Below are 25,719 nucleotides of genomic sequence, written 5' to 3'. Positions count from 1 at the left end.
CCCACAACCACCACGGAACCGGCCCGCGCCACCCGAATCCGTACGAATCTCCACCCGCTCGAAGAACATCCCCGTCCTGGCCTCCAGCACCTCGATTGGGGTGCCCCGGCCGGTGCTGCCGGAGACGTGGGTGGCGGCGTCCATCCCGTCGTGGTGCGGTGCGCCGCCCCAGCCGACCAGGTCGTTGTTGCTGACCGCGAACATCTGACCGGTGTCCGGGTGCAGACCCACCATCATGAACCCCGGCACGTCACCACCGCTGGAGGCCGGCAACCGCTCCGGCATCCCCTGCGCGAGGGCCTTGAGGATCAGCTCCACGGCGACGATGCCCGTCCAGAGCGTAAAGGTGGGCTGCGGATAGACCGCGTGGAACAAGGTGCCCGGCTCGGCCCGCACCTCCAGCGGCGCGACCGTGCCGGCGTTCGACGGGTCGTCGGGTGAGGTCAGCGACTTGAGGATGACCTTGCAGATCGCCTCGGTCGCACCGAACGGCATGTTGATCGGGCCGCGGGTGGCCGGCGCCGAGCCGGCGAAGTCCACCACGAACCGGCCCTCGGCGACGGTGACGGTGACCCGCATCTTCACCGGGTCGTCGGTGATGCCGTCGTCGTCCAGCCAGTCCTCCGCGGTCCAGGTGCCCTGCGGCAGGGCCGCCAGCGCGGTGCGGGTCCGGGCCTCGCCGTCGGCGATGATGCGGTCGATGGCCGAGTCCACCGTCGTGCGCCCGAACTTCTCGACGATCTCCAGCAGCCGGCGTTCGCCCGTACGCAGCGCGGCGATCTGCGCGTGCAGGTCACCGAGCACCGCGTCGGGCATCCGCGAGTTGAAGCGGATCAGCTCGTGGAGCTCGTGCACCGGCTCGCCGCGCGAGACGACCTTGGTACCCGGGAAGATCAGGCCTTCCTGGTGCATGTCGGTGGAGTCGAGCACGTAGCCCGGGTCCTTGGCGCCCAGATCCATCCAGTGCGCCCGCACGCAGAGAAAACCGAGCAGGTCGCCGTCGGCGTCGACGTCGGACGGGTCCGGGCGAAAGACCGGCGCGAACAGCGTCGCGTCGTAGGCGTGCGCGGCGTTCCAGTACGGGTAGTTCAGCAGCACCACGTCGCCGCGGTGCAGGTTCTCCCGGCCCACGTACTCCACGCCCTTGCGCAGGGAGTAGTCGTTGGCGCCGAGGAAGAACGTCAGCCCGGTGGCCTCGGCGACCAGCCGCAGGTCGGTGTCGTAGATCGACAGGCCGAAGTCGTGCACCTCGTAGATGACCGGGTTGAACGAGGTACGGATGAGAGTGGCCCGCATCTCCTCCGCCGCCGAGAGCAGGTAGCTGCGGACGACCTCGACCTGGGCACCGTCCAACGTGGTCATGCGGCTGCCTCCAGGGTCACGAGCAGGTATCCGTGGTCGTCGACGGTGACCCGCTGACCGCTGGGCACCACGGTGGTGGAGGTGCCCTCGTCAACCAGCGCCGGCCCGTCGAACGTGTCGCCCGGCTCCAACGCGGCCCGGTCGTACACCGCGAACGGCACGACCGCGCGCTGCCCGAAGTCGTAGGCGTCGCGGTGGGCCAGCAACGCCTGCGCCGGGTCACCGTCGCCACGCGGACGGGTGCCGAGCTCCGGCCGGGCGGTCCGGCCGATGCCGCGCACCCGGAGGTTGAGGATCTGCAGCGGGTTGCCCATCGTGTGGCCGTACCGGCCGCGATGCAGGGCGTCGAAGGCGGTCCGGACCGCGTCGCGGTCCAGCCCGCCACCGACCGTGACCATCAGGCTGTGCTCCTGGCCCAGGTAGCGCAGCTCGAACTGCCGCTCCAGCACGGCCTGGTCCGCCGGCACGCCCTGCGCCACCAGCGACGCCACCGCTTCGGCCTCGACCGCCTTGAAGACCTGCTCCAGCGTGGCCAGGTCCGCGTCGTCCAGAATGGTCATCACGGTACGGCTGAAGTCGTTGACGATGTCCGCAGACAGCATGCCCCATGCAGAGAACCCGGACGGCGCGAAGGGCACGATCACCTCACCGATGCCCATCTCGCGGGCCAGCAGCGGCGCCAGCAGCGGCCCCGCCCCGCCGAAGGCGAGCAGGGAGAACTGCCGCGGGTCGTGGCCCCGCTCGACGGTGATCTGCCGGACCGCGCCGACCGTCCGGGCCAGCAGCACGTCGAAGACCCCGGCCGCGGCGCCCTCCACGCTCAGGCCGAGCGGCCCGGCCAACTGCTCCTGGATCGCCGCGCGCGCCGCCGCGTCCTGCAGCCCCATCGTGCCGGCGAGGAAACGGTCGGGGTCGACGTAGCCGAGCACGACCGCCGCGTCGGTGACGGTCGGTTCCGTGCCGCCTCGGCCGTAGCAGACCGGCCCCGGATCGGCCCCGGCGCTCTGCGGGCCGACCTTGAGCAGACCTCGGTCCAGCCAGGCGATCGACCCGCCGCCGGCGCCGATGGTGCGGATGTCGTATGTGGGGATCAGCAGCGGGAAGTGCTCCAGCTGGGCCTGGTACGCGGCAACCGGGTTGCCGCGCTCGATGACGCAGGCGTCCAGCGAGGTCCCGCCGATGTCGAAGGTGAGCATGTTGTCGCGACCCAACTCGGCCGCCAGGTAGGCGGCGCCCACGATGCCGCCGGCCGGACCCGACAGCACGGTGTGGGTGGGCGAGGTCTTCGCCACCGCGCTGGTCATCGAACCACCGCCGGAGCGCATGATCAGGAACCGGCCGCCGAACCCCCGCTCGGCCAGTCCGGCTTCCAGCTCGTCGACATACCGCTCGAAGATCGGCCGGATGTACGCCTCCAGCACCGTCGTGCTGGTCCGCTCGTACTCGCGGTACTCGCGCACGATGTCGGTCGACAGCGAGAGGCTGACGTCGGGGAACTCCTCCCGGATCAGCCGCGCGGCCTCCCGCTCGTGGCTCGGGTCGAGGAAGGAGTGCAGGAAACAGATGGCGATCGAGGTGACCTGCTGGTCCACGACGAGGGCGCGGGCGGCGGCGCGGACGCTGTCCGGGTCCAGGTCCTCCACCACCCGGCCCCGGTAGTCGAGCCGGCCCCGCACGCCGGCGGTGAAGCGGCGCTGGACCAGGCTCTCCGGCCGCTCGTACTGGAAGTCGTACATGTGGTCGGCGGGCACGTTGCCCCGGCCGATGAGGAAGATGTCGCGAAACCCCTCGTTGGTGATGATGCCAGTGCGACCGCCGCGCCGTTCCAGCACCGCGTTCAGCCCGAGGGTGGTGCCGTGGATGAACAGCTCCACCTCGGACAGATCGGTGCCGAGCGCGGCGATCGCGGCGAGCACGCCATCGGCCGGCCGGGACGGGGTGGTGGACGCCTTACGGAAGCGGACCCGGTTCGTGCGGGTATCGAGTTCCATGGCGTCGACGAACGTGCCACCGATGTCGACGGCCAGCCGGATGGGGCGACTTGTCATGGGGTGGTGGCCTGCTTTCCGGTCAGGGCGGCAAGCTCCGGCACCCGCCAGCAGGCGGCCCGGCTTGCGCCATACGGCTGAAGGTGTTGCTGCTGCGTGCGGCAGGTGTCGGTGACGAACGGACACCTGGCGGCGAGCGGGCACCCGGTTGTCGCGTCGGCCTCCTCGAGGTCCTTGACCAGCTCCACCGCGTCGCCGCCGGCCCCGGTGCCGCCGCCCAGGCGGGGTGCGCTGGCCAGCAGCGCCCTGGTGTACGGGTGCCGGGGGTGGTCGAAGACCACGTCGACCGGCCCCTCCTCCACGATGCGCCCGAGGTAGAGCACCACGACCCGGTCGGCGAATCCGCGCACCGTGGCCAGGTCGTGGGAGATGAACACCGCGGCGCGGTCCTTGTCGGCGGTCACCTCGCTGATCACCGTGAGGATCTGCGCCTGCACGGTGACGTCGAGGGCCGAGGTCGGCTCGTCGAAGACGATCAGGTCCGGCTCACCGACCAGCGCCCGGGCGATCCCGACCCGCTGTGCCTGACCGCCGGACAGCTCGTGCGGATATCGCTGCAGGATCGAGCGGTCGAGTTCCATCCGGTCCAGTACCGCGGCGACCCGGGCGGCCCGCTCCGCGGCGGAGAGGCCGGCGGCTCGCAGGGGCTCCGCGATCGAGTCCGCGACCATGCGGCGTGGGCTGAGCGAGCCGATCGGGTCCTGGAACACGAGTTGGGCCCGCGTCCGCGCCTGCCGTAGCGCCCGCCCGCGCAGGTGGGCCCGACCGGGCTGTCTGACCAGGCTGTGCCCGGCGACGGTGACGGCGCCGGATGTGGGCGAGACCAAACCCATGACGAGCTTGGCGAGGGTGCTCTTGCCGCAGCCGCTCTCGCCCACCACGCCGAGGGTTTCGCCGGCCGCAACCCGCAGGCTCACCCCGCGCAACGCGTGATGCCCGCCGGACCCGAACCGGCTGCGGTAGACCACGTGCGCGTCGTCGATCTCCAACACGGTCGACTTCGCCTCCGGGCCCACCGCGGAATCGGCAGCCGGGATCGCCCGGACGGGCTCGGGCTCCGCGCCGATCGGCCCGGCCTGCGGGTGAAAGCAGGCCAGCGACCAGCCATCCGGGCCGCCGGCGAGCGGCTCGGTGGTGGGACGCCGGGCGGCACAGGTGTCGTCGGCGTGCCCGCAACGGGCGACGAACGGGCAATTCTGCGGTGCGCGGGTCAGCAGGGGCATGGCGCCGGCGGTGGCGACGACCGGTCGGCCGCCGACGTCGGGCACCGAACGCAGCAAGGCGCGGGTGTACGGGTGCGCCGGTTCGCGCAGCACCTGGGCGGCCGGTCCGCTCTCCACCACCGTTCCGGCGTAGAGCACCACCACCCGGTCGCAGACCTCGGCGATGGAGGCCAGGTCGTGGGAGATGAGCAACACGCCCCGGCCGTCGGTGCCCGCGGCGTGCCGGAACTGCCGCAGGATCTCCCGAGTCAGCGTCACGTCGAGGCCGGTGGTCGGCTCGTCGGCGATCAGCAGGCCGGGGGCGCAGCCGGCGGCCAGCGAAATCATCACCCGCTGGGCCATACCGCCGGACAACTCGTGGGGGTAGGCGTCGAGCCGCCGCTGCGGGCTGCGGATGCCGACCGCCTCGAACAGTTCCCGGGCCGCTTCGCGGGCCCGATCAACAGGCATGTTCTGATGGGTGACGAGCCGGTCGACGAGCTGCCGGCCGACGGTGCGGGTCGGGCTGAGCGCCCCGCGCGGGTTCTGGAAACAGATCGCCACGCCCCGGCCGCGGTGGGCGGCAAGCGCGACCTCGTCCATTCCCAGCACGTCCGCGTCGTCGAAGACGACTCGCCCGGTGGCGTGTGAACCGTCGGGAAGCAGACCGACGATGGCGCGGGCCACCATGCTCTTGCCACCGCCGCTCTCCCCCACCAGGCCGACGACCTCGCCGGGACGTACGGCGAAGGTGATGTCGTTGAGCGCGGCCACCTGGCGGCCGGGCCGGCGGATCACGACGGAGAGGTTCTCGATCGACAGCATGGTCACCGCCGCTTCGCGTCAGCGCGTTCCTGCAGGCCTTCGCCGAGCAGGCTGAACCCCAGGACGCAGACGAGCAGGGCCAGGCCGGGCGGGACGGAGGTCCACCACCGACCGCCGACCACGTCCGCGGCACCCAGGCTGATCATGGCGCCCCACTCGGCGGCGGGAATGCTCACGCCCAGACCGAGGAAGGAGAGCCCGGCCAGGGTGAGCATCGCCCAGCCGCAGTTGAGCGGGGCGATCACCCGCACCGGGGTGAGGCTGTTGGGCAGCAGGTGACGCCACAGGATGCCGGCCGTCGACGCCCCTGAGGTCACGGCGGCGTCCACGAAGGGCAGCTCGCGCAGCGTACGCACCTCGGCGCGGACCAGACGGGCGTAGGCCGGAGCGTTCACGGCCGCGATGGTGAGGACCAGGTTGAGCGTGCCGTTGCCGAGCAGGGCGGCCACCGCCAACGCGAGGATGAAGGTGGGAAACGCCTGGAAGATGTCGACGACGCGCATGAGCACGTCGTCAAGCCAGCCACCGCGGTAGCCGGCGACCAGACCGAGCAGCGTGCCGGCCACCACCGCGAGCGCGACGGCGGCCACCGCGATGCCCAGGTCCAGCCGGGCGGCGTACAGCACGCGGCTCCAGATGTCCATGCCGTTGCCGTCGGTGCCGAGCAAGTGGCCGCCGCCTGGCGCGGCCAGCGTGCTGGCCGGGTCGATCGCGGTCTCGCCCCAGGAGCTGAGCAGCGGGGCGAACACCGCAGCCACCACGACCACCGTCAGGATGGCAGCGCCGGTGGTAATCAGGACGCGGGCGAAACGGCCGTCGCGGGCGCCGCCGGCGTCGGCGGCCACGCCCTGGTCCGTGGCACCGGCCGGGCCCGCCGTGCGCAGGTCGGCCATCAGATCCTCACTCTCGGGTCGAGAATCGCGTGCACCACGTCGGCGACGAGGAACACCACCACGTAGCACAGCGCGATCATCAGCACGGAGGCCTGCACCACCGGATAGTCGCGGTAGAGCAGACCGCGCAGCGCCCACTGGCCGAAGCCCTGCCAGGAGTAGACGTACTCGACGAGCACCGTGGAACCGATGGCGGTGCCGAAGACCAGCGCGGCCAGCGACGGCAGCCGGACCAGGGTCGCTCGCAGCAGGTAGCCGTAGAGCAGGGTCCGCCGTGGTAGGCCGTGCGCCTCGGCCGCGGCGTACGGCTCCGAGCGCAGCACCTCCAGCGCGGAGGCGCGCACGCTGCGCAGCAACGGCGCGACCACCCCGACGACCAGGGTCAACACCGGCAGCACCAGGTACGCCGCGGCGGAGGCGATCGCCGGCCCGTTCCCGGTGAGCACGGCGTCGATCAGGTCGGCGCCGGTCAGCGGGGTCAGGTTGGTGTCCGGATCGACCCGCCCGCTCGGTGCCGGAAACCAGCCCAGCACGCTGTAGCCGACCAGCACGAGCACCAGTCCGAGCCAAAAGTCGGGGACGGAGTTGCCGACCAGGGCGAGCACCCGGATGCCGTGGTCGCCGGGCCGGTTGGCGCGCCGGGCCGACCAGACACCGAGCACGGTGGCGGCCACCAGCGCGATGGTCACCGCGATGACGACCAGCTCCAGCGTGGGTCCCACCCGCAGGGCCATTTCCGCGCCGACCGAGCCGCCGCTCTGGATGGAGGTGCCGAAGTCTCCCGTGACCAGTCCTCGGAGGTAGTGGAGGAACTGCCGCCACAACGGCTGGTCCAGTCCGAACCGTGCGCGGGCCGCGGCGGCGTCCGCCTCGGTGGCGTTCTGCCCGAGGATGGTCCGCACCGGGTCGCCGGGCAGTACCCGAACCAGGAGGAAGGTCAGGACGACCACCCCGAGCAGCACCGGGATGAGCTGGAGCAGTCGTCTGACGACAAACCGGAGGATGCGCATTCGGATGCCCGGCGGTGCCTAGGCCGACGCGGTCAGGTAGCGCAGGCGGGCGAGGCCGTCCATGGGCTGCACCCAGCCGGCGACGGTGTCCCGTACCGGCAGGTTAAAGTTGGGTTGGCAGATGACCACCCAGGGCACGTCCGCGGCGAGAATCTGCTGGACCTGCTTCCACAACTGGTTGCGCGCCGATTCGTCCACGGTGGTGTGCGACTGCTCGTAGATCTTCTCGATCTCGGGATTGCTGTAGTTGGAGTAGTTGAGGTTCGCGCCGTTGACGAAGCTCGTGGCGAGCATGTACTCCACGTCGTTCACCCAGAGCTGGCCGGAGGTGAGCTGCACCGGGATGTTCTTCTTGGTCCGCCGCTCGCCGAGGGTGGCCGGGTCCAGCGGGGTCAGCTTGAGGTTGATGCCGACCTTCGCCGCCTCGCTCTGCACCTGGACGGCGATCTTCTGCTGTTCGTCGTTGTCGGCCTCGAAGACCAGTTCCGAGTCGATCGTGTTCTTGCCGGCCGCAGCCATGGCAGCCTTGGCCTGGTCGAGGTTGTGCGTGAACGGGTAGCCGCTCGCGTCGTACCCGGGCATGTCCAGCGGCACGGGGCTCTTGGCCGGGCGGGCGTCCCCGCCGTAGACGTTGCTGATGATCTGCTCGTACGGCACCGCGTACGCGAGGGCCTTGCGGACGTTCACGTCGTTGAACGGTGCCGCGGTGACGGACATCTGGATCGCCACCTGGCGGTTGCTCGCCGCCGAGATGACCTTGATTCCCGGGGCCTTCTTGAGGTCCTGGATGTCGCGCTGGCTGATGCCGAGGGCGATGTCGATGTCACCGGCCTGCAGTTGCAGCCGCTGGTTCGCGGCGGCGGGTACCACCGAGATACGGATGGTGGGCGTCTTGGCCGGGTCGGGCCCCGGGTAGCCGGTGTTCGCCGACAGTTCGATCTCCTGGCCCTGGGTGGCCTTCGTAACGTTGAAGTACCCGCCGGTGGGCGCGTTCTTGGCGAACCACTCCTTGGCCCAGGGATCGCTGGCGCTGGTGTGCTTCTTGGCCTCCACCGAGTCGAAGACGTACAGCGAGATCGCCTGGATCTGCCGGGTCAGCGCGCTGGGGAATGCCTGGTGGAACTCCACCGTGTAGTCGTCGACGACCTTGACCTGGTCCGGGCTGGTCAGCCCGATGGTGCGGTAGATGCCGGCCACGTTCGCCTGAGCGGCGAAGGCACGGTCCTTGGACCACTTCACGTCGGCGGCGGTCATCTCGTTGCCGCTGGCGAACTTGACCCCACGGCGCAGCTTGAGCGTCCAAACCTTCTTCGCGGCGTCCGGCTCGAACGACTCGGCGAACGCCGGGCCGATGTTCTGGGTGTCGAGGATCTGGCTGTCTCCCGCGTTCGTGACGCCATAGTCGATCATGTACGGGAAGACGTTCTTGTAGAGCATCAGCGCGGTCAGGTCGAAGCCGACGAAGTCCTGGTCCCAGCTCGACAGGTAACTCGAGACCGCGATGCGCAACGTCTTGGCGGTGGGGCCGCCCGACGCACCGCTCTTGGGCTTCGACCCGCTGTTCGCCGCGCAGGCCCCCGTCGCGAGCAGAAGCGCGACACTGCCGCCCAACTGCAGGACCCCGCGGCGAGAGAGGGCGGGCGAGGAGGTGCTGTCCGCGCGATCTGAACGAGCCATGAGTAGTCCTCCTAGAACCACGAGGCAGATGGTCCGCGCAGCGGACCCACTCGTGTTCTACCGGATTAAGTGGCAGTGAACAAGAGTCTGAACGGTGTTCACTGAACAACCCTCGCAACGAACGGCGCAGGCCTCCCGAACAGCCAATGACCTGCGAGACAGAGGTTCACATGAGTTGACAGGCCTGCTACAACCAATGTTCAGGCTGTCGAAACGCCGGCGCCGGACGATCTTGGACTGGTGCGATGACCATGTCGGTGCGCATGTGGTCGGCGAGCGCCCAGCCCGCGAGGCTGACCGATTTGATTATGAATCGTCAGTGATCGTAGATTGGTCGTGTGGATCTTCTTCGATTCTCGCGGACCACAACACGTCTGTCGGTGTTCACTCCGTGATGTTTGGTGGTTGGGTTGGTTCGGGGAGGATTCTGGTGACGTGGGTCGGCCGTGAGCGTTGGTTCTGCGCGATCGATGGTGGGTTGTTGAGCCGGTGAGCGGGAAGCTGCGGCTGGGCGAAGGCGAGACGGCCCGGACGGCGTGCGCCCGCGCGGTGTTGCGCGCCGGCGTGGACGAGGCAACCGGCGAGGTGCTGTCTCCGGCGGTGCTGGCGCAACGGGTCGGTTGGTGTGCCGATCTGGTGGCGGGCATGGTGGCCGCGCTGATCGGCGCGCATTGGAACAGCGTGGATGTGCAGGTGCTGGCGGCCGGGCTGGATGCGGGTGGGCGGCGGTTGCCGTCGAACGCGTGGATGGCGCTGCGACGTCTGGGCTGGGCGGTGACCGCGCCTGGGGGTGTGCGGGTCAATGATCGGGTCGTGCGGATGGCGCAGGAGCAGGCGGGGCGTGCGCTGCGTTCGGTGAAGTGGCGCGCCGAGGTGACCGCCGGGGTCCTGGCGACGTGGCCGGCCGATCCGCGCAAGCGCACCCCCGCCGAGTGGGACCAGGTCCGTCAGGCGATTCCGGGCGGGCAGCATCTGCCGTCCAGCGTTATCAAGTCCCGGACCCGGCAGGTCGTCACGTTTGCCAAGGTCAACGGCCGGCTGCCGGTGGATGTGTTCGAACTCGAAGGCGTCCCGCAGATTCCGCGGATGTTGTTGCTGGCCGCGTGTGACCGCCAGCAGGCCACGATCGAGCGCTGCGATACCGACCCGGGCAGGGCGCTGCTGCGGTTGCAGTTGCCCACCCGTCCGGATCCGCAGACGTATCGGGACTGGACGTGGGTGGCCTGTCCGATCACGTTGCCGTCCACGGTTCCTGCCTCGGCGGTGCTGCACCTGCCCACCCTCCGCCTCACCGACGGCAAGGTCCGTGCCGACATGGCATACACGCACGCCGTGCCGAAAGCCGCGCGCACCGGTCACACGGTGGCGGTCGGTGTGGATTGGGGCCTCAACACCCTCCTCAGCGCCGGTGCCCTACGACTGGGACAGGATGGCCGGATCACGGCGTTGGGGGCCGGTGGACAGTTCCGCGCCGCCGGTATCCTGGCCAAGCAGCACCGCCTGCGCCGCCACAGTGAGCGGCTGCACGCCAAGGCCGACACCTACCAGCGGCTCATCGGCGGCCGCCCCGACGAGCAGCTGAGCGCGAAACAGAAGGTGCTGGCCGGCGAGATCCGCCACCTGTCCGCCCGCCGCCAAAACCTGAATACCGCGCTCGCCTGGGCTGCCGCCCGCTGGACGGTCGACCAGGCGATCGCCGCCCGGGCGACGGTGATCTATCTGGAAGACCTGCGGTCGATGGAAGCCAAGGGCATGGGGCACAGCCTGAACACGCGCCTGTCCCAGCAGGTCCGCGGACAAATCAGCGACCGGATCCGGCACCTCGCCGCCGAGCACGGCATCGCCGTGGTCACCGTCCCCGCCCGCAACACCTCCAAACACTGCCCCCAATGTTTGACCCCGCTACAGCACCGTAAAGCCCCCGACCGGCCCACCACACCGGGATGGAAGTGGGCCATCTGCCCCAACATCGGGTGCGGTTGGCAGGGCGATCGTGACCACGGCGCCTGGCGGCGTATCGCCGCCCGCGGACTCACCCACCAAGCCAAAACCGTCACCGACAAGACCACCGGCGCCATGGTGATCCGCACGGTCGTCGACGAACTCGAAGCCGCAGCCGTCATCACCCCAAGCACCTCCAAGACCAGTCGGAGGGACCGGTCGAAGACCGGCCCCACCCGGCCCCGCACCTCACGCCCCGCGCCCAGGCGACGCAGGGCACCCTCCCCCACCCGGCCCAACGGCCGGGCGGGCAAGCGTCCGGAGGGACACGCACCAACGGACCGGAAGCTGCCCCGCGCAGCCCACCGACACCAGAGCGTGAACACGATCAGCACACCCACCACCACCGGCCACCGGCCCCGAGGAGCCGCACTGGGCGCGGGATTCCATCTCCACGCCCACGCATCTCCACCACGGTGGGAAACGATCCCGGAAACCCCATCCGACTCAGGATCGCCAAGCTGATCAGGGACGCTGCCGTGACGGCCGACCGCCTAGTAGTAGCTCGAGCGGGACGGCTCCCCGTGTTCCCGACCGCCGGCGTCTGCGGTGGGCCGTCGTCCGTATCCGGGATTTACAGATTCGCCCCTTGACCGTCACGCAAGCCGCCCGGTCGCCCCCGTCCGGATGGTCCGCACCGGCGACGCGCTGCTGGCGCCGGCCATTACCCGCCGCCTCGTCGAACGGTTCGCCCGCCGTGACCCGGACACGGCCACGATCCACCGCGACCTGGCCACGCTGACACCACGGGAACTCGAGGTGCTGCGCCTGCTGGCCCACGGCCTGAGCAACGCCGAACTCGCCGGCCACCTCCACCTGTCCGAGGCGACCGTCAAAACCCACGTCGCCCGCATCCTCGCCCTGCGCGACCGCGTCCAGGCCGTCGTCGTCGCCTATGAAACCGGACTGGTCAGCCCCAACGGAACCGGAGCTGCGCTGCGGTCCCACCAATCACCAGCACGGCTGAGCAGATTCCGGGCAGTGTCCCGGTCGGGCCGATCCTGCGCCGGAACGACGTGCGTGACGCCTCAGACCTGTCGGCGTCGTCCGCAGCAGCGCCGTCCGCATCGGGCGCTGCAGCTGCAGCCTCCGCGCTCCGACCGTCCTGCCGCCGACCTTGCTCACGAGGGTCAAACGCCGGCCGGTTCTCGGCGGGCTGATCTACGAGTACGAACGAGCCGCACAAAAAGACCAGCTCAGCGCACATAACCGAGTTTTGAAACCCCACAGGCGACGATCGGCTGCCCGCGTTCATGCGGACCTTCATGCTATCTGCCCGCAGGGCCACTACCTCGACCAACCGCGTGTCGGAGTCGATCTACGAAACTCCAAAACTGCAGTTAATGAGGGTTGGGCCGTTCGCCAGTGAGGTAGTTCTGGATGGTTGGAGACAGCCAGGCGATGGCCATGCGATCGAGACAACCCGGAAGGTGGGACCCGAACTGGCGAACAAAACGCAGGTAAGGGCGTGGCATCGGACCTGTCGTCGTGCGGGCGGAGGCAGTTGACGGTTGGACGGCCGCCAGCGGATGATCCAGCGATGTGTCGCTCGGGTTAGCAAGCCGGGACGCTGGTTCTAATGGGCAACATGATCGCCGTCATGCGGTGGCTTCGGGAGAGCGGATTTTGATGAAGTTCCTTCTCACGTCGTCGGGCATCTGTAACCCGAGCATCTCCGACGCGCTCGTCGACCTGCTGGGCAAGCCGATCGCCGAGTCCACGGCCCTGTTCATCCCCACCGGTGTCTACCCCTTCTCCGGCGGGGGTGAGAGGGCGTGGAAGGCGATTCACGGCCAGGCTCCCATCCCGCTGTCCCAGCTGGGTTGGAAATCCCTGGGGCTGTTGGAGCTCACCGCGCTGCCGACCATTCGAGAAGAGAACTGGGTCCCGGCAGTCCGGGAGGCCGATGCCCTCCTCGTCTGGGGCGGCGACGTGCTGTACCTGACCTACTGGCTGCGCCAGTCGGGCCTGGCTGACCTCCTGCCGTCGCTGAGTGACACGGTTTATGTGGGGGTCAGCGCCGGGAGCATTGCGGTTACCCCGTACAACTGCGACGCCGAATTCGACCTCGGATTCGTCCCGGACGGCAGCGACATGGCGCAGGGCGCCGACCGGGCGCTGGGGCTGGTGGATTTCACGCTGTACCCCCACCTCAATCATCCGGACATGGAGGACGCCGAGCTGTCCAACATCCAGAAGTGGGCGTCCGGAATCCCGGTCCCGACTTACGCCATCGACGACAACACCGCAATCAAGGTGGTCGATGGCATCGTTGACGTCATCTCCGAAGGCGACTGGAGACTGATCAACCCCTGACCGAGACGTCCCTTCAGCCGAGCCAGCCCTACACAAGGCGGGTCCACAACTCACGAACACAGCAATCGGACGAAGAGACGTGGGCCCCATAGACCCCGACAAGTGGGACCCGAACTGGCCCACAGAACCAGCCATCGGACTCCAGGTCGAAACGCACCTGGGCATCCGGCCGCTTGGGCCACAGGGATGACCAGATGACCAGGTGTGGGTGCTCGGCGCGCAGGACCTGCGGAAGGCTGCGTAGTCGGCGGAGGCCTGCGGGTCCGGACTACTCGGCGGCGAGTTGTGCCACGACGGGTTCCAGCTCCGATTTCACGATGGCTCGGCGGAACACCGTGGCGATACGTCCTTGACGGTCGAGGACAACGGTGTTGGGTAGGCCGACAAGTCCAACCTCGCGAAATTGAAGGGCGACTCGGCCCGGAGGGTCAAACAGGCTAGGAAAGGTAATCCGGCCGTGCGCAAAGGATGTGGCTGCGTCCTTGCCGTTCTGAGTGTTGACGCCAAGGAAGGTCACCTCGGTGTCGCGGCTGGCCTGGTATACGGCTTCGAGGTCGTCGAACTCTGCGCGGCATGGAGCACACCACGACGCCCAGAAGTTGATCACAACCACCTTGCCCGTCAGTGTGGCCGGTTCAAAGGCGCTGTCGTCGAGCAGCGTGCCGGCTAGCTGCGGACCGGCGGGTCGCTTCTCCATGGGGTACACGGTCTGAGGAACGATGGCACCGCCCCTGTCCTTGCCGCCGACCGGTGTCGCGTCCGCGCCGCTCGCTCGATCGCAGCCGGCGATTGCCGTGGTCAGGACAGCGCCCACCGCCGCGATCATGTGTCGACGACGCACCAGCACCCCTGTTCGTCTAATCGAAGGGCATCCGGGTCGGCACACCCGCCGCCACGATAGACGACACGCTTCCTGGCACCGTGGCCCTGGGCCGTCGACAAGCCGGGTGAGACTGAACAAGCCGGGTTCGGCTTCGATGAGGACTTGCCGGGCGACGAGGCGTTTGAGCTTGGCTCGGATTCCTTCGGTGTCGCGGGCGGAGATAGGTGAATATGAAAAGAAAAGGTTTGGGGCTTTCTTTTAACCCTCTTCAGTATTACTGGTTCGCTATCAATCGCCACTCCGGCACACGCGGGCAGCAGTTATCCAGCGAGAGATCTTCCTCGCGTCGCGAGCAGGTGAATACGGGGGACCGGTCGCCCGCGCCCGCCCGCGCCCTGCGGGGAGCGTCCAGTCGACCGAAGCAGCTAGGCGTGCCCCGGCCTGCATCATGCATGGTACGACTGATGGCATATAACGTGAAGCCGACAGAACGGGCTTGCGATGACCGCCGGCAACACCAGGGACCTGCTGCGGGATCACGCCGAGCCGCAGCGTGCCACCTACGTCGAACTCTTCTTCGACGTCATCTTCGTCTTCGCGCTGACCCGGCTGTCGAACACTCTGTTCCACAACCTCACCTGGCTCGGCGCCCTGCACACCGTGATCCTGCTCGCCGCATTCTGGTGGGTCTGGGTCTTCACCGCCTGGACCACGAACCGCCTCAACCCCGCCCAGCCGGCGATCCAGCTCGTCATCGTCCCGATCGCATTAGGCACCCTGATCATGGCAGGCGCGGTCCCCGCCGCGTTCGGCAAGGACGGCCTGGCCTTCGCTGTCACCTACGTCGTCATCCAGATCGGCCGGGCCTTCTTCGTCACGGTCGCGCTGCGCGGGCGGGAGGTGTCGATCGGCTCGCTGCAACAGCTCATCTGGGCCTGCTTCTCGGGCGTGTTGTGGATTGTGGGCGCGTTCACCACAGGCCCGGTCCGGGTGTTGATCTGGCTGTTCGCGGCTGCCCTCGGCTACACGATGACCCAGCTGGATTTCCGGCTGCCCCGGCTCGGCCCGGCCCGGATCGCCACCCAGGTGGTCAACGCGGAGCACCTCGCCGAACGCTACCAGCAGTTCATGATCGTCGCGTTCGGCGAGGCGATCCTGGCCTCGGGCGGGCAGTTCGCGGCGTTCGGCTTCAAGCCGGATCGGGTGATCGCCCTCGTGCTGGCGTTCGCCATCACCGCGCTGTTGTGGCGGATCTACTTCTACCGGGCGGGCCTGCTCCTGCCGGCCGTGATCGCCGCGAGTGCCAGGCCGGCAGTGTTCGCCCGGTCCGCCTCGTACGCCCATCTGCTCATGGCCGGCGGCATCGTACTCAGCTCGGTCGGCGACGAGATCATCATCAACCACCCGTTCGCCAAGCCCAACCTGGTCTGGTCCGCCGTCATCCTCTGCGGGCCGGCGATCTACCTGGCCGGCCGCGCCCGGCTCGACTACCTGTCCTTCAGCCGCGTCGCCCTGTCCAGGGTGATCGGACTGGTCGTACTCGTCGCGCTGGCACCCGTGGTCGCGTTCCTGCCACCGATCCTGATCGCCGTGGTCGCGGTCGTCATCCTCCTCATCATCGCCACCTCGGACACCGTCTCCTGGCGGTTCCGCCCCAGCAAGCCGACTCCACCCCCGCCAGGCGGGCGGTATCGAGGCATGTAGAGATCACAGATGACAGGGCGGCTACACCCGCCTGAGCAGCGCACGCCAACACAGGCAGGTTGTACACCGCTCGTCAATCCAACCAGTAGGCGGCGGTGCTGACGCCGCTGCAAATATGGTGCGGCAACGATCCCCGGTGGCGTTCGGGGAGCCGGCCGAGCGGTGGACTCACAGCACCGCGCTGGAACACCCCGGCCACCGCCGAGGAGATCAACCGGCTGCGGTAACAGCACCTGCCCGGTGCCTCCCGCGGCACCCGCATCCGGCTCATGCGTCGCGTGACCGCCCCGTTCACCGGTCCGACCATCGCCGAGGTAGCCACGAGTTCGTGATCGACGCTGTCGAGACCGGCTTCGCGGTCTGGCGACGGAGTGCTCCAGCCGGCGGAGGACAGGTGGCGTTTACGCGGTACGTCCGGCCATCTCAGCGGGCCATGATCCTCATCGCGTCGGCCTAGGGATGACGGCCGCACGTTCGAATTCGAGCGGACGGCACCGGGCCCAAGGTTCAACCCCACTCGTACAGGGATGCTGGACCGTTCCCAAGCGGAGAAGGCTGCTCGCCAGGCGGCCGTAGCCGTCGCGCACCGCCCGTTGCAGATCGCGCCCGGACAGCACGCTCACCCGGGTGGCGAGGATCTGCACCACCACCAGCGCCGGCATCATCAACAGGGTCAGCCACGCCAGCCCGAGCATGGTGCTCGCCCCGACCACGACCAACGTCGCCACCGTGGTCGGATCGGTGTCCGCGGCACCCGACACCAGGCCCGGCCCCAGGGACCGGATCCCCGATGACAGCAGTGGAGATCGCCGAAGCGACCGGAATTTCGCGCACGACCGCCCAGCGCTACCTGGCCGACCTCGCCGAGAGCGGCAAACTGGAACTGAACCTGCGGTACGGATCGCAGGGGCGCCCAGAACACCTGTACCGGTGGCACGACGCCTCCGGTGCCGGTGGCTCTGCCTGATGCAGCCGTCAAGGTCTCGTACCCCGTGTTCTCCGCCTGAAAGACAAGCAGGATCTGATCCGATTTGAACTGAGGCCCGGCGATGTGGCCAATCGGTGCCGTCGTGAACTCATGCCGTTCGCCGTGGGCCGGTGCTGCCCTGCGGTGCCAAACCGGCGGGTCGCTGCCTTCACTTCACGTGGTCACTGTCCCTCCACACGTCGCGTGGCCGTGCTGGCCTCGCCCCTCGGCCTGGTCGCCCCGCGCGGGGGCCTTGCCTTAACGCGGCGTTTACGTCGCCTTCCTACAGGAATGTGTCCATCGACGGCGATTTTTGAGACAGTTCATCTGTCGCTGCCACGCCGTCAGCCGGGCTCCCCCACCCGGCCGTGGCCGGCGACAGACAGGAGGTCCCCCAGTGGCCCGCATACGCAAGGCCGCCCTCGCCACGGTGGCCGCCGCCGTCCTGACCATCGTCCTGGCCCCGACACCGGCCCATGCCACACCTCCCAACATCCCCTCGTACAGCACCGCGGTGAGTCGGCTCAACTCGCTCACCGTCGCGGCAGAGTCCCACGAGTCCAGCTACAGCCGCGATCTGTTTCCGCACTGGATCACGATCTCCGGTACGTGCAACACCCGTGAGGAGATCCTCAAGCGCGATGGCACCAACGTCGTCGTCGACTCCAGCTGCTATCCGATCTCCGGGTCCTGGTACAGCCCGTACGACGGGGTGACCCGCACGAGCCCCTCGAGCATCGACATCGACCACATGGTTCCGCTCGCCGAGGCCTGGCGGTCCGGGGCGTGGGCCTGGACCACCTCGAAGCGCCAGACCTACGCCAACGACCTGGGCGGCCCCGAGCTGTGGGCGGTCACCGACACCGTCAACCAGTCCAAGAGCGACAAGGACCCGGCCGACTGGAAGCCCCCACGGACGGCATTCCACTGCACCTACGCCAAGGCCTGGATTCAGGTCAAGTGGTACTACAGTCTCTCGGTCGACAGCGCTGAGAAATCGGCCCTGAATTCGATGCTCAGCACCTGCTGACCGCTCGATTCGAGTCCGAAATCCTGGGCACCCGACATGGGTGTGTAGCCACCCGGCAGCGCTCGGACGGCCTGATGATGGGGTCCAGGCAGCGCTCGCTCTTGGGGCCCGTTCGACACACGCACAATTCGCCTGGTCCCGGAGGTGCTAGCACATTCGGTCATGATCAGGGCGCTTTCCAGCAGATCGGCCAACGGCAGGTGACCTGCTGGAGATCCGCGCAGATGCCTGCGTGGTGCACGCGGCAGAGGCCGTAGCCAGTCGTGCGGACCGACCGGCATCGGGTGATCGAGCGGCGGTGTCGGCCGGTCGTCGGCGGGACCCGCCTGATGGTGTGGGGGCCGACATTCTTCAGTGATGGGCGCTCCGCCAACCGTTTGCTGGAAGGTGACCGCACCGGCAGGGTGTGTCGGGTACGCGTCGCACCGCAGTCGGGTGTGCGCTAGAGGACGGGCTGCGTGCGGGCGGAGGGTGTCACAGGCCGATCCTCCACTCCGAGACGAGGTACTCATGCCCGTGACTCCGAGCTACCCCGGCGTCTACATTGAGGAAGTCCCGAGCGGTGTCCGTCCCGTGATCGGTGTGGCGACCGGGGTGGCCGCCTTCGTGGGATACACCCGCACCGGGCCCGAGCACCGCGCCGTCCGGGTGAACAGCTTCGGCGAGTTCGAGCGCCGGTTCGGCGGCGTCGATCGGGACTCCGAACTCAGCCTGGCGGTGCGGCAGTTCTTCGGCAACGGGGGCTCGGCCGCTCTGGTCGTGCGAGTGCCACGCGCCGACGCCCGCGCGGCCTCGGTGACCCTGTTGGACAAGGTGGGCTCCAGCCCGAAGTTGGCGCTGGTGCTGGACGCGGCCAGCACCGGCCAGTGGGGAAGCAATCTGCTGATCGACGTCGACCATGACGGCGCGCCCGATGCCAAGTCGTTCAACCTGAGCGTCTACGACGCCGCCACCGGCACGGCCGAGCGGTTCACCGGTCTCTCCGCGGACCCGACCAGCGCCACGTATGCCGTCACCCTGCTCAACGACCCCGACCGCGGCTCGTCGCTTGTCCGGGCCCGGGCCGGGGCGAGCGGCGCCGGCCGACCGGCCGGCAGCGGTACGGTCGGGACAGCGATCAACGCGCCCACTGTGGATGCGGCGAAGAAGTACCGGCTGACTGTGCAGCCGGATCGGCCCACCAAGCCGGACCCGTCGGACGCCACCAAGACCGTTCCCGCGGTCAGCCCGGTGACCGTCACGGTGCTGGAGAAGGGCGAGCGGCTGCCGTCCTCCCCCGCCGGCGTGGCCGCGCTGCTGCAACGGAAAATCAACACCGCGCTGGGTGGCGCGGACGGAGCTGCGGGGCTGCAGGTTCGGGTTCTGCCCACCGCTGACGGCGGGTTGCGCATCCTCGGCGACGTCGACCCGATGGTGGCGCCGGCGGCCGTGGACGCGGCTTTCACCATCGCGGGGGTGACTGCCGCCGGTGACGTGGCCGACGGCGCGGCCCTGCTCGGCCTGGGCGGCAGCACGGCCAACGTGGGCCGATACACGCCGGTCGGCGCCAAGCGGCTCGGCCAGGGCGACGTGGTTTCCGGCACGGACGGTACGACGCTGCCCGGCACCGCGGCGCTGATCGGTTCCGAGGCCGCCTACTCCGGCATCTACGCGCTGCTCAGGACTGACCTGTTCAACATGCTCTGCATCCCCGATGCGACCCGCGCCAAGCAGGGCGACCCGACTTCCGTCGACAGTGGCCTGGACCCGGAGGCGGTCTGGGCGGCCGCGTACGAGCTCTGCGAGCGACGCCGAGCGGTGTTGCTGGTCGATCCGCCACCGGGAGTGGACGACCCGGACCGCGCGCTGGACTGGATCAACCAGCTCGGCGTCAAGGGGTCCAATGCGGTGGCCCACTTCCCCCGGTTGCGGATCCCCGATCCAGCTGACGGCTTTCAGCCGCGCACGGTCGCCCCGAGCGGCACTCTCGCCGGCCTGTATGCGCGCCAGGACGCCGAGCGGGGCGTGTGGAAGGCTCCTGCGGGTACGGAGGCGCAGCTGCGCGGGGTGACCAGCCTGGTCTACCCGCTGACCGACGCCGAGAACGGCGTGCTCAACCGGCTCGGGCTCAACTGCCTGCGGACCTTCCCGGTGATCGGCACGGTCAACTGGGGTGCCCGGACGACCGCCGGTGCTGACGTCCTGGCCAGCCAGTGGAAGTACACCCCGGTACGCCGGCTCGCGCTGTACATCGAGGAGAGTGTCTTCCGCGGGACCCAATGGGCCGTGTTCGAGCCGAACGACGAGCCGCTCTGGTCCCAGCTGCGGCTCAACCTGACGTCGTTCATGCAGGACCTGTTCCGTAAGGGCGCGTTCGCCGGGCGGACCCCACGCGAGGCGTACCTGGTGCGGTGTGACGCGGAGACCACCACCAGCGATGACCGAGACCGCGGCGTGGTGAATGTGGTCGTCGGGTTCGCCCCGCTGAAACCCGCTGAGTTCGTGATCGTGCGGATCCAGCAGCTCGCTGGCCAGAGCCCGTCCTGAGAGGTGTGAGTCATGGTGCAGTTCGCGGTCAACCCGACGCGCTTCGATCCGTACAAGAACTTCAAGTTCCGGGTGAAGTGGGACGGCCGGTACGTGGCCGGGGTGAGCAAGGTCAGCGCGCTGAAGCGGACGACTGAGGTGGTCAAGCACCGCGACGGCGGGGACCCGTCGACCAGCCGCAAGTCGCCGGGGCGTACGGAGTTCGAGGCGGTCACCCTGGAGCGGGGGCTGACCCACGACGCCGAGTTCGCCCAGTGGGCCGGCAAGATCTGGTCGCTGCACGCCGGGCTCGGTTCGGAGGTGTCTTTGGCCGACTTCCGCAAGGACATCACGATCGAGCTGCTCAACGAGGCCGGGCAGGTCGCTCAGTCGTACCGGTTGTTCCGCTGTTGGGTGTCGGAGTACCAGGCGTTGCCGGAGCTGGACGCCAACGCCAACGCGGTGGCCATCGAGCACCTCAAGCTGGAGAACGAGGGCTGGGAGCGCGACGAGGCGGTCGCCGAGCCGGCCGAGCCGCGGCTCGGCTCGTGACGGCACGGCCGCCGCTGACCGAGGTGGAGTTGGTCTCCGCGTGGGACCGCGCGCTCGGGCAGCCCGCGGCGCGGCGTCCGCTCGCGCTGCTCGGTCGAAAAGACGCTGACCGGCTCCCGGTGGGCGAGGTGGCGGCGTTGCTGCTGGCGACGGCCGGCGGCTGGGCCGGGGGCCGGGTGGAGGCCACCGTGGACTGCCCGGCCTGCCCGGAATGCCTCGAGGTGGGCTTCACCGTAGCCGACTTGCTGGCCGGCGCGCCCGAGTCGGCCGCCGGGTCGTTCACCCTGGACTGGCGGGGACACCGGTTGACGCTGCGCCTGCCCACCCCCGCCGACCTGGCCGAAGCGGCCCGGACGGGGGACGCGGCGACGGCCGAGCGGTGGCTGTTCGAGGCGTGCCTGGTCGCCGCTGACCCGCCGCTGGCCGACCCCTGCGGCGCGCTGCCGGAGGTGTCGGCCGCGATGGCCGCGCGCGACCCGCTCGGGGTGGTCGGCGTCGTGCTGACCTGCCCCGGCTGTGGTACCGCGACCGAGGCCCTGCTGGACGTGCCTGCCTGGGCGTGGCAGGCTGCCGACGCCCGGGTCCGGCGGCTGTTCGGCGAGGTACACCGGCTCGCCTGCGCGTATGGCTGGTCGGAGGCGGAGGTGCTGGGTCTCGGCCCGCACCGCCGCGCCGCGTACCTGGAGCTGGTCCCGTGACCGGCTACCTGGCCGCGCTGGCCGCGCTGGCCGTCGGCACCGCGCCACGGCTGCGGCCCCGCGTGCTGGGCCGGTTCGAGCCGGAGCGGCCCGAGGCCGATGGCGGATTCGAGGCGTACGACGTGCAGCGGGAGAGCCCTGTCCCGCCCCGGCCCGACACGCCGCCGCTACCCGCCGCGCCGCGGGTGGAGGCTCCGGCGCCGCCCGCCGTACCGGTGTCGGCGCCACGGCCGGTGTCCGCCGCGCCGGCCGCCAATCGGGCCCAGCCGATGGCACCGGCCGATGGCGCCGCCACCGCGCCGCCCGCGATGGCCAGCACACCGCCGCCCGTGCTCGTACCGCCGATTCGGCAGGAAACGGAACGGCGCACGGTCGAGCAGGCGCCCCGTGCGCAGCCGACGGCCGCGGCCCGCCAGGACGCGCCGCCAGCACCGGAGTCCCGGCCCACCACCCCGGCTGCGGCGCCGCACCCCGCGCCGCCGGTGGTCGCGGCGGCCGTGATACGCCCCGCACCGCCCGCCGTGCCGGCGCGCGCCGTCCCGGTGGCCCGGGCCGCGGCCCGGGCCGCGGAACGCCCGACTGTGCACGTCCACATCGGCCGGATCGACGTGCGGCTCGCCGCCGGTCAGCGTCCCGCGCCCGCCGCGCCACGGCCGGCAACGCCCGCCGTGCCGGCCCCCGTTGTCGAGCCGGGGCCGGCCCCCGAGCTGGAGGCGTACCTGCGTGATCCCCAGGGCGGGCCGCGATGAGCACCGCGTACGCCCTTGCCGCCGTCACCGCCGTGCTGCGCGGCCAGTTGATGGCGTACCTGCGCGCCACCGGCGCCTCCTCGGCCGTCGGCGGAGTCTCGGTCTCCGCCGGCCCGCCGGACCGGGTGACCGTCGGTAACCAGGAGGCCAACCAGGTCAACCTCTTCCTCAGCCGGGTCACCCGCAACCCGACCTGGGCCAATCTCGGGCCGCCGCCGCGCAGCAGCGCGGGCGAGGACGTCGCCGCGCCGCCGCTCGGCGTGGACCTGCACTACGTGGCGAGCGTCTACGGCCATGACCCGCTGACCGGTGAGATCCTCCTCGGCCATGTGCTGGCGATGCTGCATGAGACACCGGTGCTGACCCGGGCGGTGATCCGTCGCTCGCTCGCGCCGGAGCCGCCGGACCCGACGCTGCCCGCGCCGGTGGCCGACTCCCGCCTCGCCGACCAGGTCGAGCAGCTGCGGATCAGCGTGACGAACAGCCCGGGCGGCGAGGAGAGCTTCCGGCTCTGGTCGGCGTTCAGCGCGCCGTACCGGACCAGCGTCTTCTTCGACGTCTCGGTGGTGCTGATCGACCCGAAGCGCGGGGCGCGGGAACCCCTGCCGGTGCGGTCGGTCGCCTCCGGGGCGGTGGACGTCCGCGGCCCCGAGGTCGACCAGGTACGGGCGGACGGCCCGACCGGCACCCCGGTCACCGCCGGCGCGACCCTGGTCGTGACCGGCCGCAACCTGGCCGGCCCGAGCACCCGGGTACGGATCGGAGCGGCCACCGCCAGCCCGTCCACCCTGTCCGCCACCGAACTGCGGGTGCCGCTTGCGGCCTTCGACCGGCCCGTCCCGGCCGGCATCTGCGGGCTGGTCGTCACCCACTCCGTGGACCTGGGCGACCCGCCCGTGCCCCGGCCGGTGCTCAGCTCGGACGCCGTGCCGGTCGTCTACCAACCGGCGATCACCGTGGCACCCGGCGACGTGGTGGTCGACTCCAGCCGCACCACGGACGGAGTGGCGCTGCGTACCGGCTCGGTCACCGTCACGGTGGATCCCCGCGTCGGGGTGACGCAGCAGGTGACCCTGTCTCTGACCGGGGAGGGCGGCACGGTCCTGCCAGCACCGCCGGGCAACGGGGTCGCGGCGGGCGCCGACAGCACCGACCGGATCCGGTTCGGCTTCCGCGACCTGCCGGCCGGGACGTACCTGGCCCGGCTGCGGGTGGACGGGGTGGACAGCCCGCTGGCCACCGACCCCACCGGCCGGTACAGCGGCCCTTCGGTGGTGGTGTGATGCCCGCGCCGCGTCCCGCCGTCCGCTGGCCCGGCCCGGCCGTCGCCGCCCCCGACGACGACCTGCTGGCCGCGGAGATCGAACGGATCCGGCTGGTGCTCAAGGGCGAAGCCGCGCCCGGCACCCGCGCCGGCAACCCCCACCTGGACCGGATCGCCGCCGGATTCGGGCTCAGCGACTTCGAGCGGGACGTGCTGGTCGCCGCGGTCGCCGGGGAGCTGGGGCTGCTGGACCGGCCGGTCACCTTCGCCTGGTGCCTGCGCGCCCTGCCCGGCGGGCACTGGGACGCCCTGGCCGCCGACCGTCCGCTGCGCGCCGCCCGGCTGGTCGAGGTCGCCGAAGGGCCGCTGCCGCACGCCCCGGTCCGCCCCGACGAACGAATCCTGCACGAGGTGCACGGCGCCGGGCGGCTCGACGAGCGGCTGCGACCGTACCTGGCACCGCTGCCCGCGCCGCCGGCCACCCTGCCCGCCGGCCGTCGGCGGGCCGCGGCGGACCTCTGCGCCGCCTGGCAGCTGGGACGCCGTCCGCTGCGGATCCTCGGCCCGGACCACGCCGACCGGACCGACGTGGTCGCGGCGGCCGCCGCCACGGTGGACCGGCCGGCTCTGCGGGTGGTGGCCGGTGACCTGCCGCGCGCGGTCACCGACCGGGATGCCTTCGCCCGGCTGTGGAACCGGGAGGTGGTGCTCGCCGACCCGGTGCTGGTCGTCGAGCTGACCGGCGACGAGCCGCCCGAGCTGACAAGCGTCGTGGAACACCTGGTGGCGCGGATCATCGGCGACGTCGTGGTCTCCACCCCGCGGGCCGTCCCGCTCGATGGCGTCACCGCCGGGCCGACGGTGGACCGGCCGACGCGCGAGGAACAGCGTGCGCTGTGGCGCGACCTGCTGCCCGGCCGCTCCGGGCGCCCCGCCGCCGAGCTGGCCCGCGAGTTCGACCTGGGGCACCGGGAAATCCTCGCCGCCGCCCGGCCCACCGCCGGCCGGGCCGTCGAGCCGGTAGCGGTCGCCCGGGACCTGGTCCGCGAACGGGTACGCCGCGACCTCGACGGGCTGGCCGAGCGGATCACCGTCCGGGCCGGCTGGGACGACCTGGTGCTGCCCGCCCCGGCCCTGGCCCAGCTGCGTCAGCTGGCCGCCGCCGCGGCCGGTCGGGCGCGGCTCACCGAGCGGGGCTTCGGGCACCGTACCGAGCGGGGGCTCGGGGTCACCGCGCTGTTCGCGGGGCCGAGCGGCACCGGCAAGACGCTGGCCGCCGAGGTGGTCGCCGGGGCCCTCGGGTTGGACCTGCACCGCGTCGACCTGGCCACCGTGGTGAGCAAGTGGATCGGCGAGACGGAGAAGCACCTGCGGCGGATCTTCGACGCCGCCGAGCGGGGCGGCACGGTGCTGCTCTTCGACGAGGCCGACGCGCTGTTCGGCCGGCGGTCGGAGGTGCGGGACAGCCACGACCGGTACGCCAACATCGAGGTGTCGTACCTGCTGCAACGGATGGAGCAGTACCGGGGCGTGGCGGTGCTGACCACCAACATGCGCACCGCCATCGACCCGGCGTTCCTGCGCCGGCTGCGGGTGCTCGTCCCCTTCGGACACCCCGGCCCGGCCGAGCGGGCCGACCTGTGGCGGCGTGCTTTCCCGCCGAAGGTCGCCACCGAGGACCTCGACCTGCACCGCCTCGCCGAGCTGGACCTCACCGGCGGGGACATCCACACCATCGCCCTGCGGGCGGCGCTCGTCGCGACCGGCGAGCACGCCCCGGTCCGGATGCGGCACGTGCTCGACGCCGTGGCCGCCGAGTACGCCAAACACGACCGGCCCGCCGACCCGGGGCTGTGGTCATGACCATCGAGGTTGACGTCCACGAGCTCGTCCTCACCGGGGTCGAGGCACCCGACCCCGCCGCGCTTGGCGCCGCGGTGTCCGCCGCGCTGGCCCGGCTGGTCGCCGAGCGTGGTCTGCCGCAGGCCGCGCCGGTACCCGGTCCGCTGCCGGCCCGGCCGGGGGCCGACCTGCCGGCCGCCCTGGCGGAGGCAATCTGGGCGCAGCTGGGCCGGTCCGCGTGACGGGAAGCG

The 25,719-nt window shown here is 70.5% G+C and carries 20 protein-coding genes and 1 pseudogene; 13 read left to right on the top strand and 8 right to left on the bottom strand.

The window, feature by feature from the left end:
- The 6 genes from ABZ783_RS31415 to ABZ783_RS31390 form a co-directional block, all read right to left on the bottom strand.
- Window positions 1-1,362 (bottom strand): hydantoinase B/oxoprolinase family protein (locus tag ABZ783_RS31415; RefSeq protein ID WP_357444661.1); only part of this gene is annotated, 1,362 nt, incomplete at its 3' end.
- On the bottom strand, window positions 1,359-3,410 hold the full coding sequence (locus ABZ783_RS31410; RefSeq protein ID WP_357444658.1) for a hydantoinase/oxoprolinase family protein: 2,052 nt from the start codon (window positions 3,408-3,410) through the stop codon (window positions 1,359-1,361). The genes ABZ783_RS31415 and ABZ783_RS31410, both read right to left, overlap by 4 nt.
- Window positions 3,407-5,437: a dipeptide ABC transporter ATP-binding protein gene (locus ABZ783_RS31405; protein WP_357444664.1), complete on the bottom strand. Its 2,031-nt coding sequence runs from the start codon at window positions 5,435-5,437 to the stop codon at window positions 3,407-3,409. The genes ABZ783_RS31410 and ABZ783_RS31405 overlap by 4 nt, the downstream gene beginning before the upstream one ends.
- Before the next feature lie 2 nt (window positions 5,438-5,439).
- The gene (locus ABZ783_RS31400; RefSeq protein WP_357444655.1) at window positions 5,440-6,330 is read right to left on the bottom strand and encodes an ABC transporter permease; all 891 of its coding nucleotides are present in this window, start codon (window positions 6,328-6,330) and stop codon (window positions 5,440-5,442) included.
- The gene (locus tag ABZ783_RS31395) at window positions 6,330-7,340 is read right to left on the bottom strand and encodes an ABC transporter permease (RefSeq protein ID WP_357444652.1); all 1,011 of its coding nucleotides are present in this window, start codon (window positions 7,338-7,340) and stop codon (window positions 6,330-6,332) included. The genes ABZ783_RS31400 and ABZ783_RS31395 overlap by 1 nt, the downstream gene beginning before the upstream one ends.
- 18 nt (window positions 7,341-7,358) lie before the next feature.
- Window positions 7,359-9,017 (bottom strand): ABC transporter substrate-binding protein, encoded by a 1,659-nt coding sequence (locus ABZ783_RS31390; RefSeq protein WP_357444649.1) that lies wholly within the window; start codon window positions 9,015-9,017, stop codon window positions 7,359-7,361.
- Window positions 9,018-9,506: 489 nt separating this feature from the next.
- On the opposite strand from ABZ783_RS31390, the gene ABZ783_RS31385 reads away from it, so the two are divergent.
- The 3 genes and pseudogenes from ABZ783_RS31385 to ABZ783_RS31375 all read left to right on the top strand — a co-directional run bounded on the left by ABZ783_RS31385 (window position 9,507) and on the right by ABZ783_RS31375 (window position 13,334).
- Window positions 9,507-11,483: a zinc ribbon domain-containing protein gene (locus ABZ783_RS31385; protein WP_357444646.1), complete on the top strand. Its 1,977-nt coding sequence runs from the start codon at window positions 9,507-9,509 to the stop codon at window positions 11,481-11,483.
- Window positions 11,484-11,639: 156 nt separating this feature from the next.
- A pseudogene (locus ABZ783_RS31380) lies at window positions 11,640-11,936 on the top strand (LuxR C-terminal-related transcriptional regulator); the annotation flags it as partial.
- A 711-nt stretch (window positions 11,937-12,647) separates the two neighbouring features.
- A complete protein-coding gene (locus tag ABZ783_RS31375) occupies window positions 12,648-13,334 on the top strand; it encodes a Type 1 glutamine amidotransferase-like domain-containing protein (protein WP_357444643.1) in 687 nt (228 codons plus the stop codon).
- A 268-nt stretch (window positions 13,335-13,602) separates the two neighbouring features.
- Here ABZ783_RS31375 and ABZ783_RS31370 read toward each other — a convergent pair whose 3' ends face one another.
- Complete coding sequence (locus ABZ783_RS31370) at window positions 13,603-14,148, bottom strand: TlpA disulfide reductase family protein (protein WP_357444640.1); 546 nt, start codon at window positions 14,146-14,148, stop codon at window positions 13,603-13,605.
- A gap of 510 nt (window positions 14,149-14,658) precedes the next feature.
- Between ABZ783_RS31370 and ABZ783_RS31365 the strand changes: the two genes are divergently transcribed.
- Window positions 14,659-15,861, top strand: a complete 1,203-nt coding sequence (locus ABZ783_RS31365) for a low temperature requirement protein A (protein ID WP_357444637.1) — start codon at window positions 14,659-14,661, stop codon at window positions 15,859-15,861.
- Between the two features lie 440 nt (window positions 15,862-16,301).
- On the opposite strand, the gene ABZ783_RS31360 is transcribed toward ABZ783_RS31365, so the two are convergent.
- Window positions 16,302-16,589 (bottom strand): hypothetical protein, encoded by a 288-nt coding sequence (locus ABZ783_RS31360; RefSeq protein WP_357444634.1) that lies wholly within the window; start codon window positions 16,587-16,589, stop codon window positions 16,302-16,304.
- A 62-nt stretch (window positions 16,590-16,651) separates the two neighbouring features.
- Between ABZ783_RS31360 and ABZ783_RS31355 the strand changes: the two genes are divergently transcribed.
- The 9 genes from ABZ783_RS31355 (at window position 16,652) to ABZ783_RS31315 (ending at window position 25,710) form a co-directional block, all read left to right on the top strand.
- Complete coding sequence (locus ABZ783_RS31355) at window positions 16,652-16,828, top strand: helix-turn-helix domain-containing protein (protein ID WP_357444631.1); 177 nt, start codon at window positions 16,652-16,654, stop codon at window positions 16,826-16,828.
- 397 nt (window positions 16,829-17,225) lie between these two features.
- Window positions 17,226-17,858, top strand: coding sequence for an HNH endonuclease family protein (locus ABZ783_RS31350; protein WP_357444628.1), 633 nt, complete (start codon window positions 17,226-17,228; stop codon window positions 17,856-17,858).
- A gap of 510 nt (window positions 17,859-18,368) precedes the next feature.
- Window positions 18,369-20,384 carry a phage tail sheath C-terminal domain-containing protein gene (locus tag ABZ783_RS31345; protein WP_357444625.1) on the top strand — a complete coding sequence of 672 codons (2,016 nt, stop codon included), beginning with the start codon at window positions 18,369-18,371 and terminating at the stop codon, window positions 20,382-20,384.
- A 12-nt stretch (window positions 20,385-20,396) separates the two neighbouring features.
- A complete protein-coding gene (locus ABZ783_RS31340; protein ID WP_357444622.1) occupies window positions 20,397-20,915 on the top strand; it encodes a phage tail protein in 519 nt (172 codons plus the stop codon).
- Window positions 20,912-21,613 carry a hypothetical protein gene (locus ABZ783_RS31335; RefSeq protein WP_357444620.1) on the top strand — a complete coding sequence of 234 codons (702 nt, stop codon included), beginning with the start codon at window positions 20,912-20,914 and terminating at the stop codon, window positions 21,611-21,613. The genes ABZ783_RS31340 and ABZ783_RS31335 overlap by 4 nt, the downstream gene beginning before the upstream one ends.
- Complete coding sequence (locus tag ABZ783_RS31330; protein ID WP_357444617.1) at window positions 21,610-22,362, top strand: hypothetical protein; 753 nt, start codon at window positions 21,610-21,612, stop codon at window positions 22,360-22,362. Before ABZ783_RS31335 ends, ABZ783_RS31330 begins: the two co-directional genes overlap by 4 nt.
- Window positions 22,359-23,645 carry a DUF4255 domain-containing protein gene (locus ABZ783_RS31325; RefSeq protein WP_357444614.1) on the top strand — a complete coding sequence of 429 codons (1,287 nt, stop codon included), beginning with the start codon at window positions 22,359-22,361 and terminating at the stop codon, window positions 23,643-23,645. The genes ABZ783_RS31330 and ABZ783_RS31325 overlap by 4 nt, the downstream gene beginning before the upstream one ends.
- Window positions 23,645-25,489, top strand: a complete 1,845-nt coding sequence (locus ABZ783_RS31320; protein ID WP_357444611.1) for an ATP-binding protein — start codon at window positions 23,645-23,647, stop codon at window positions 25,487-25,489. The genes ABZ783_RS31325 and ABZ783_RS31320 overlap by 1 nt, the downstream gene beginning before the upstream one ends.
- Window positions 25,486-25,710, top strand: coding sequence for a hypothetical protein (locus ABZ783_RS31315; RefSeq protein WP_357444609.1), 225 nt, complete (start codon window positions 25,486-25,488; stop codon window positions 25,708-25,710). Before ABZ783_RS31320 ends, ABZ783_RS31315 begins: the two co-directional genes overlap by 4 nt.
- Window positions 25,711-25,719: the final 9 nt, after the last annotated feature.

The organism is Micromonospora sp. NPDC047738 (genome assembly GCF_040642675.1).
In the GTDB taxonomy this organism is placed as follows: domain Bacteria; phylum Actinomycetota; class Actinomycetes; order Mycobacteriales; family Micromonosporaceae; genus Micromonospora.
The sequence above is the reverse complement of the archived record's forward strand: the minus strand, read 5'-3'. Positions and strand labels throughout refer to the sequence as shown.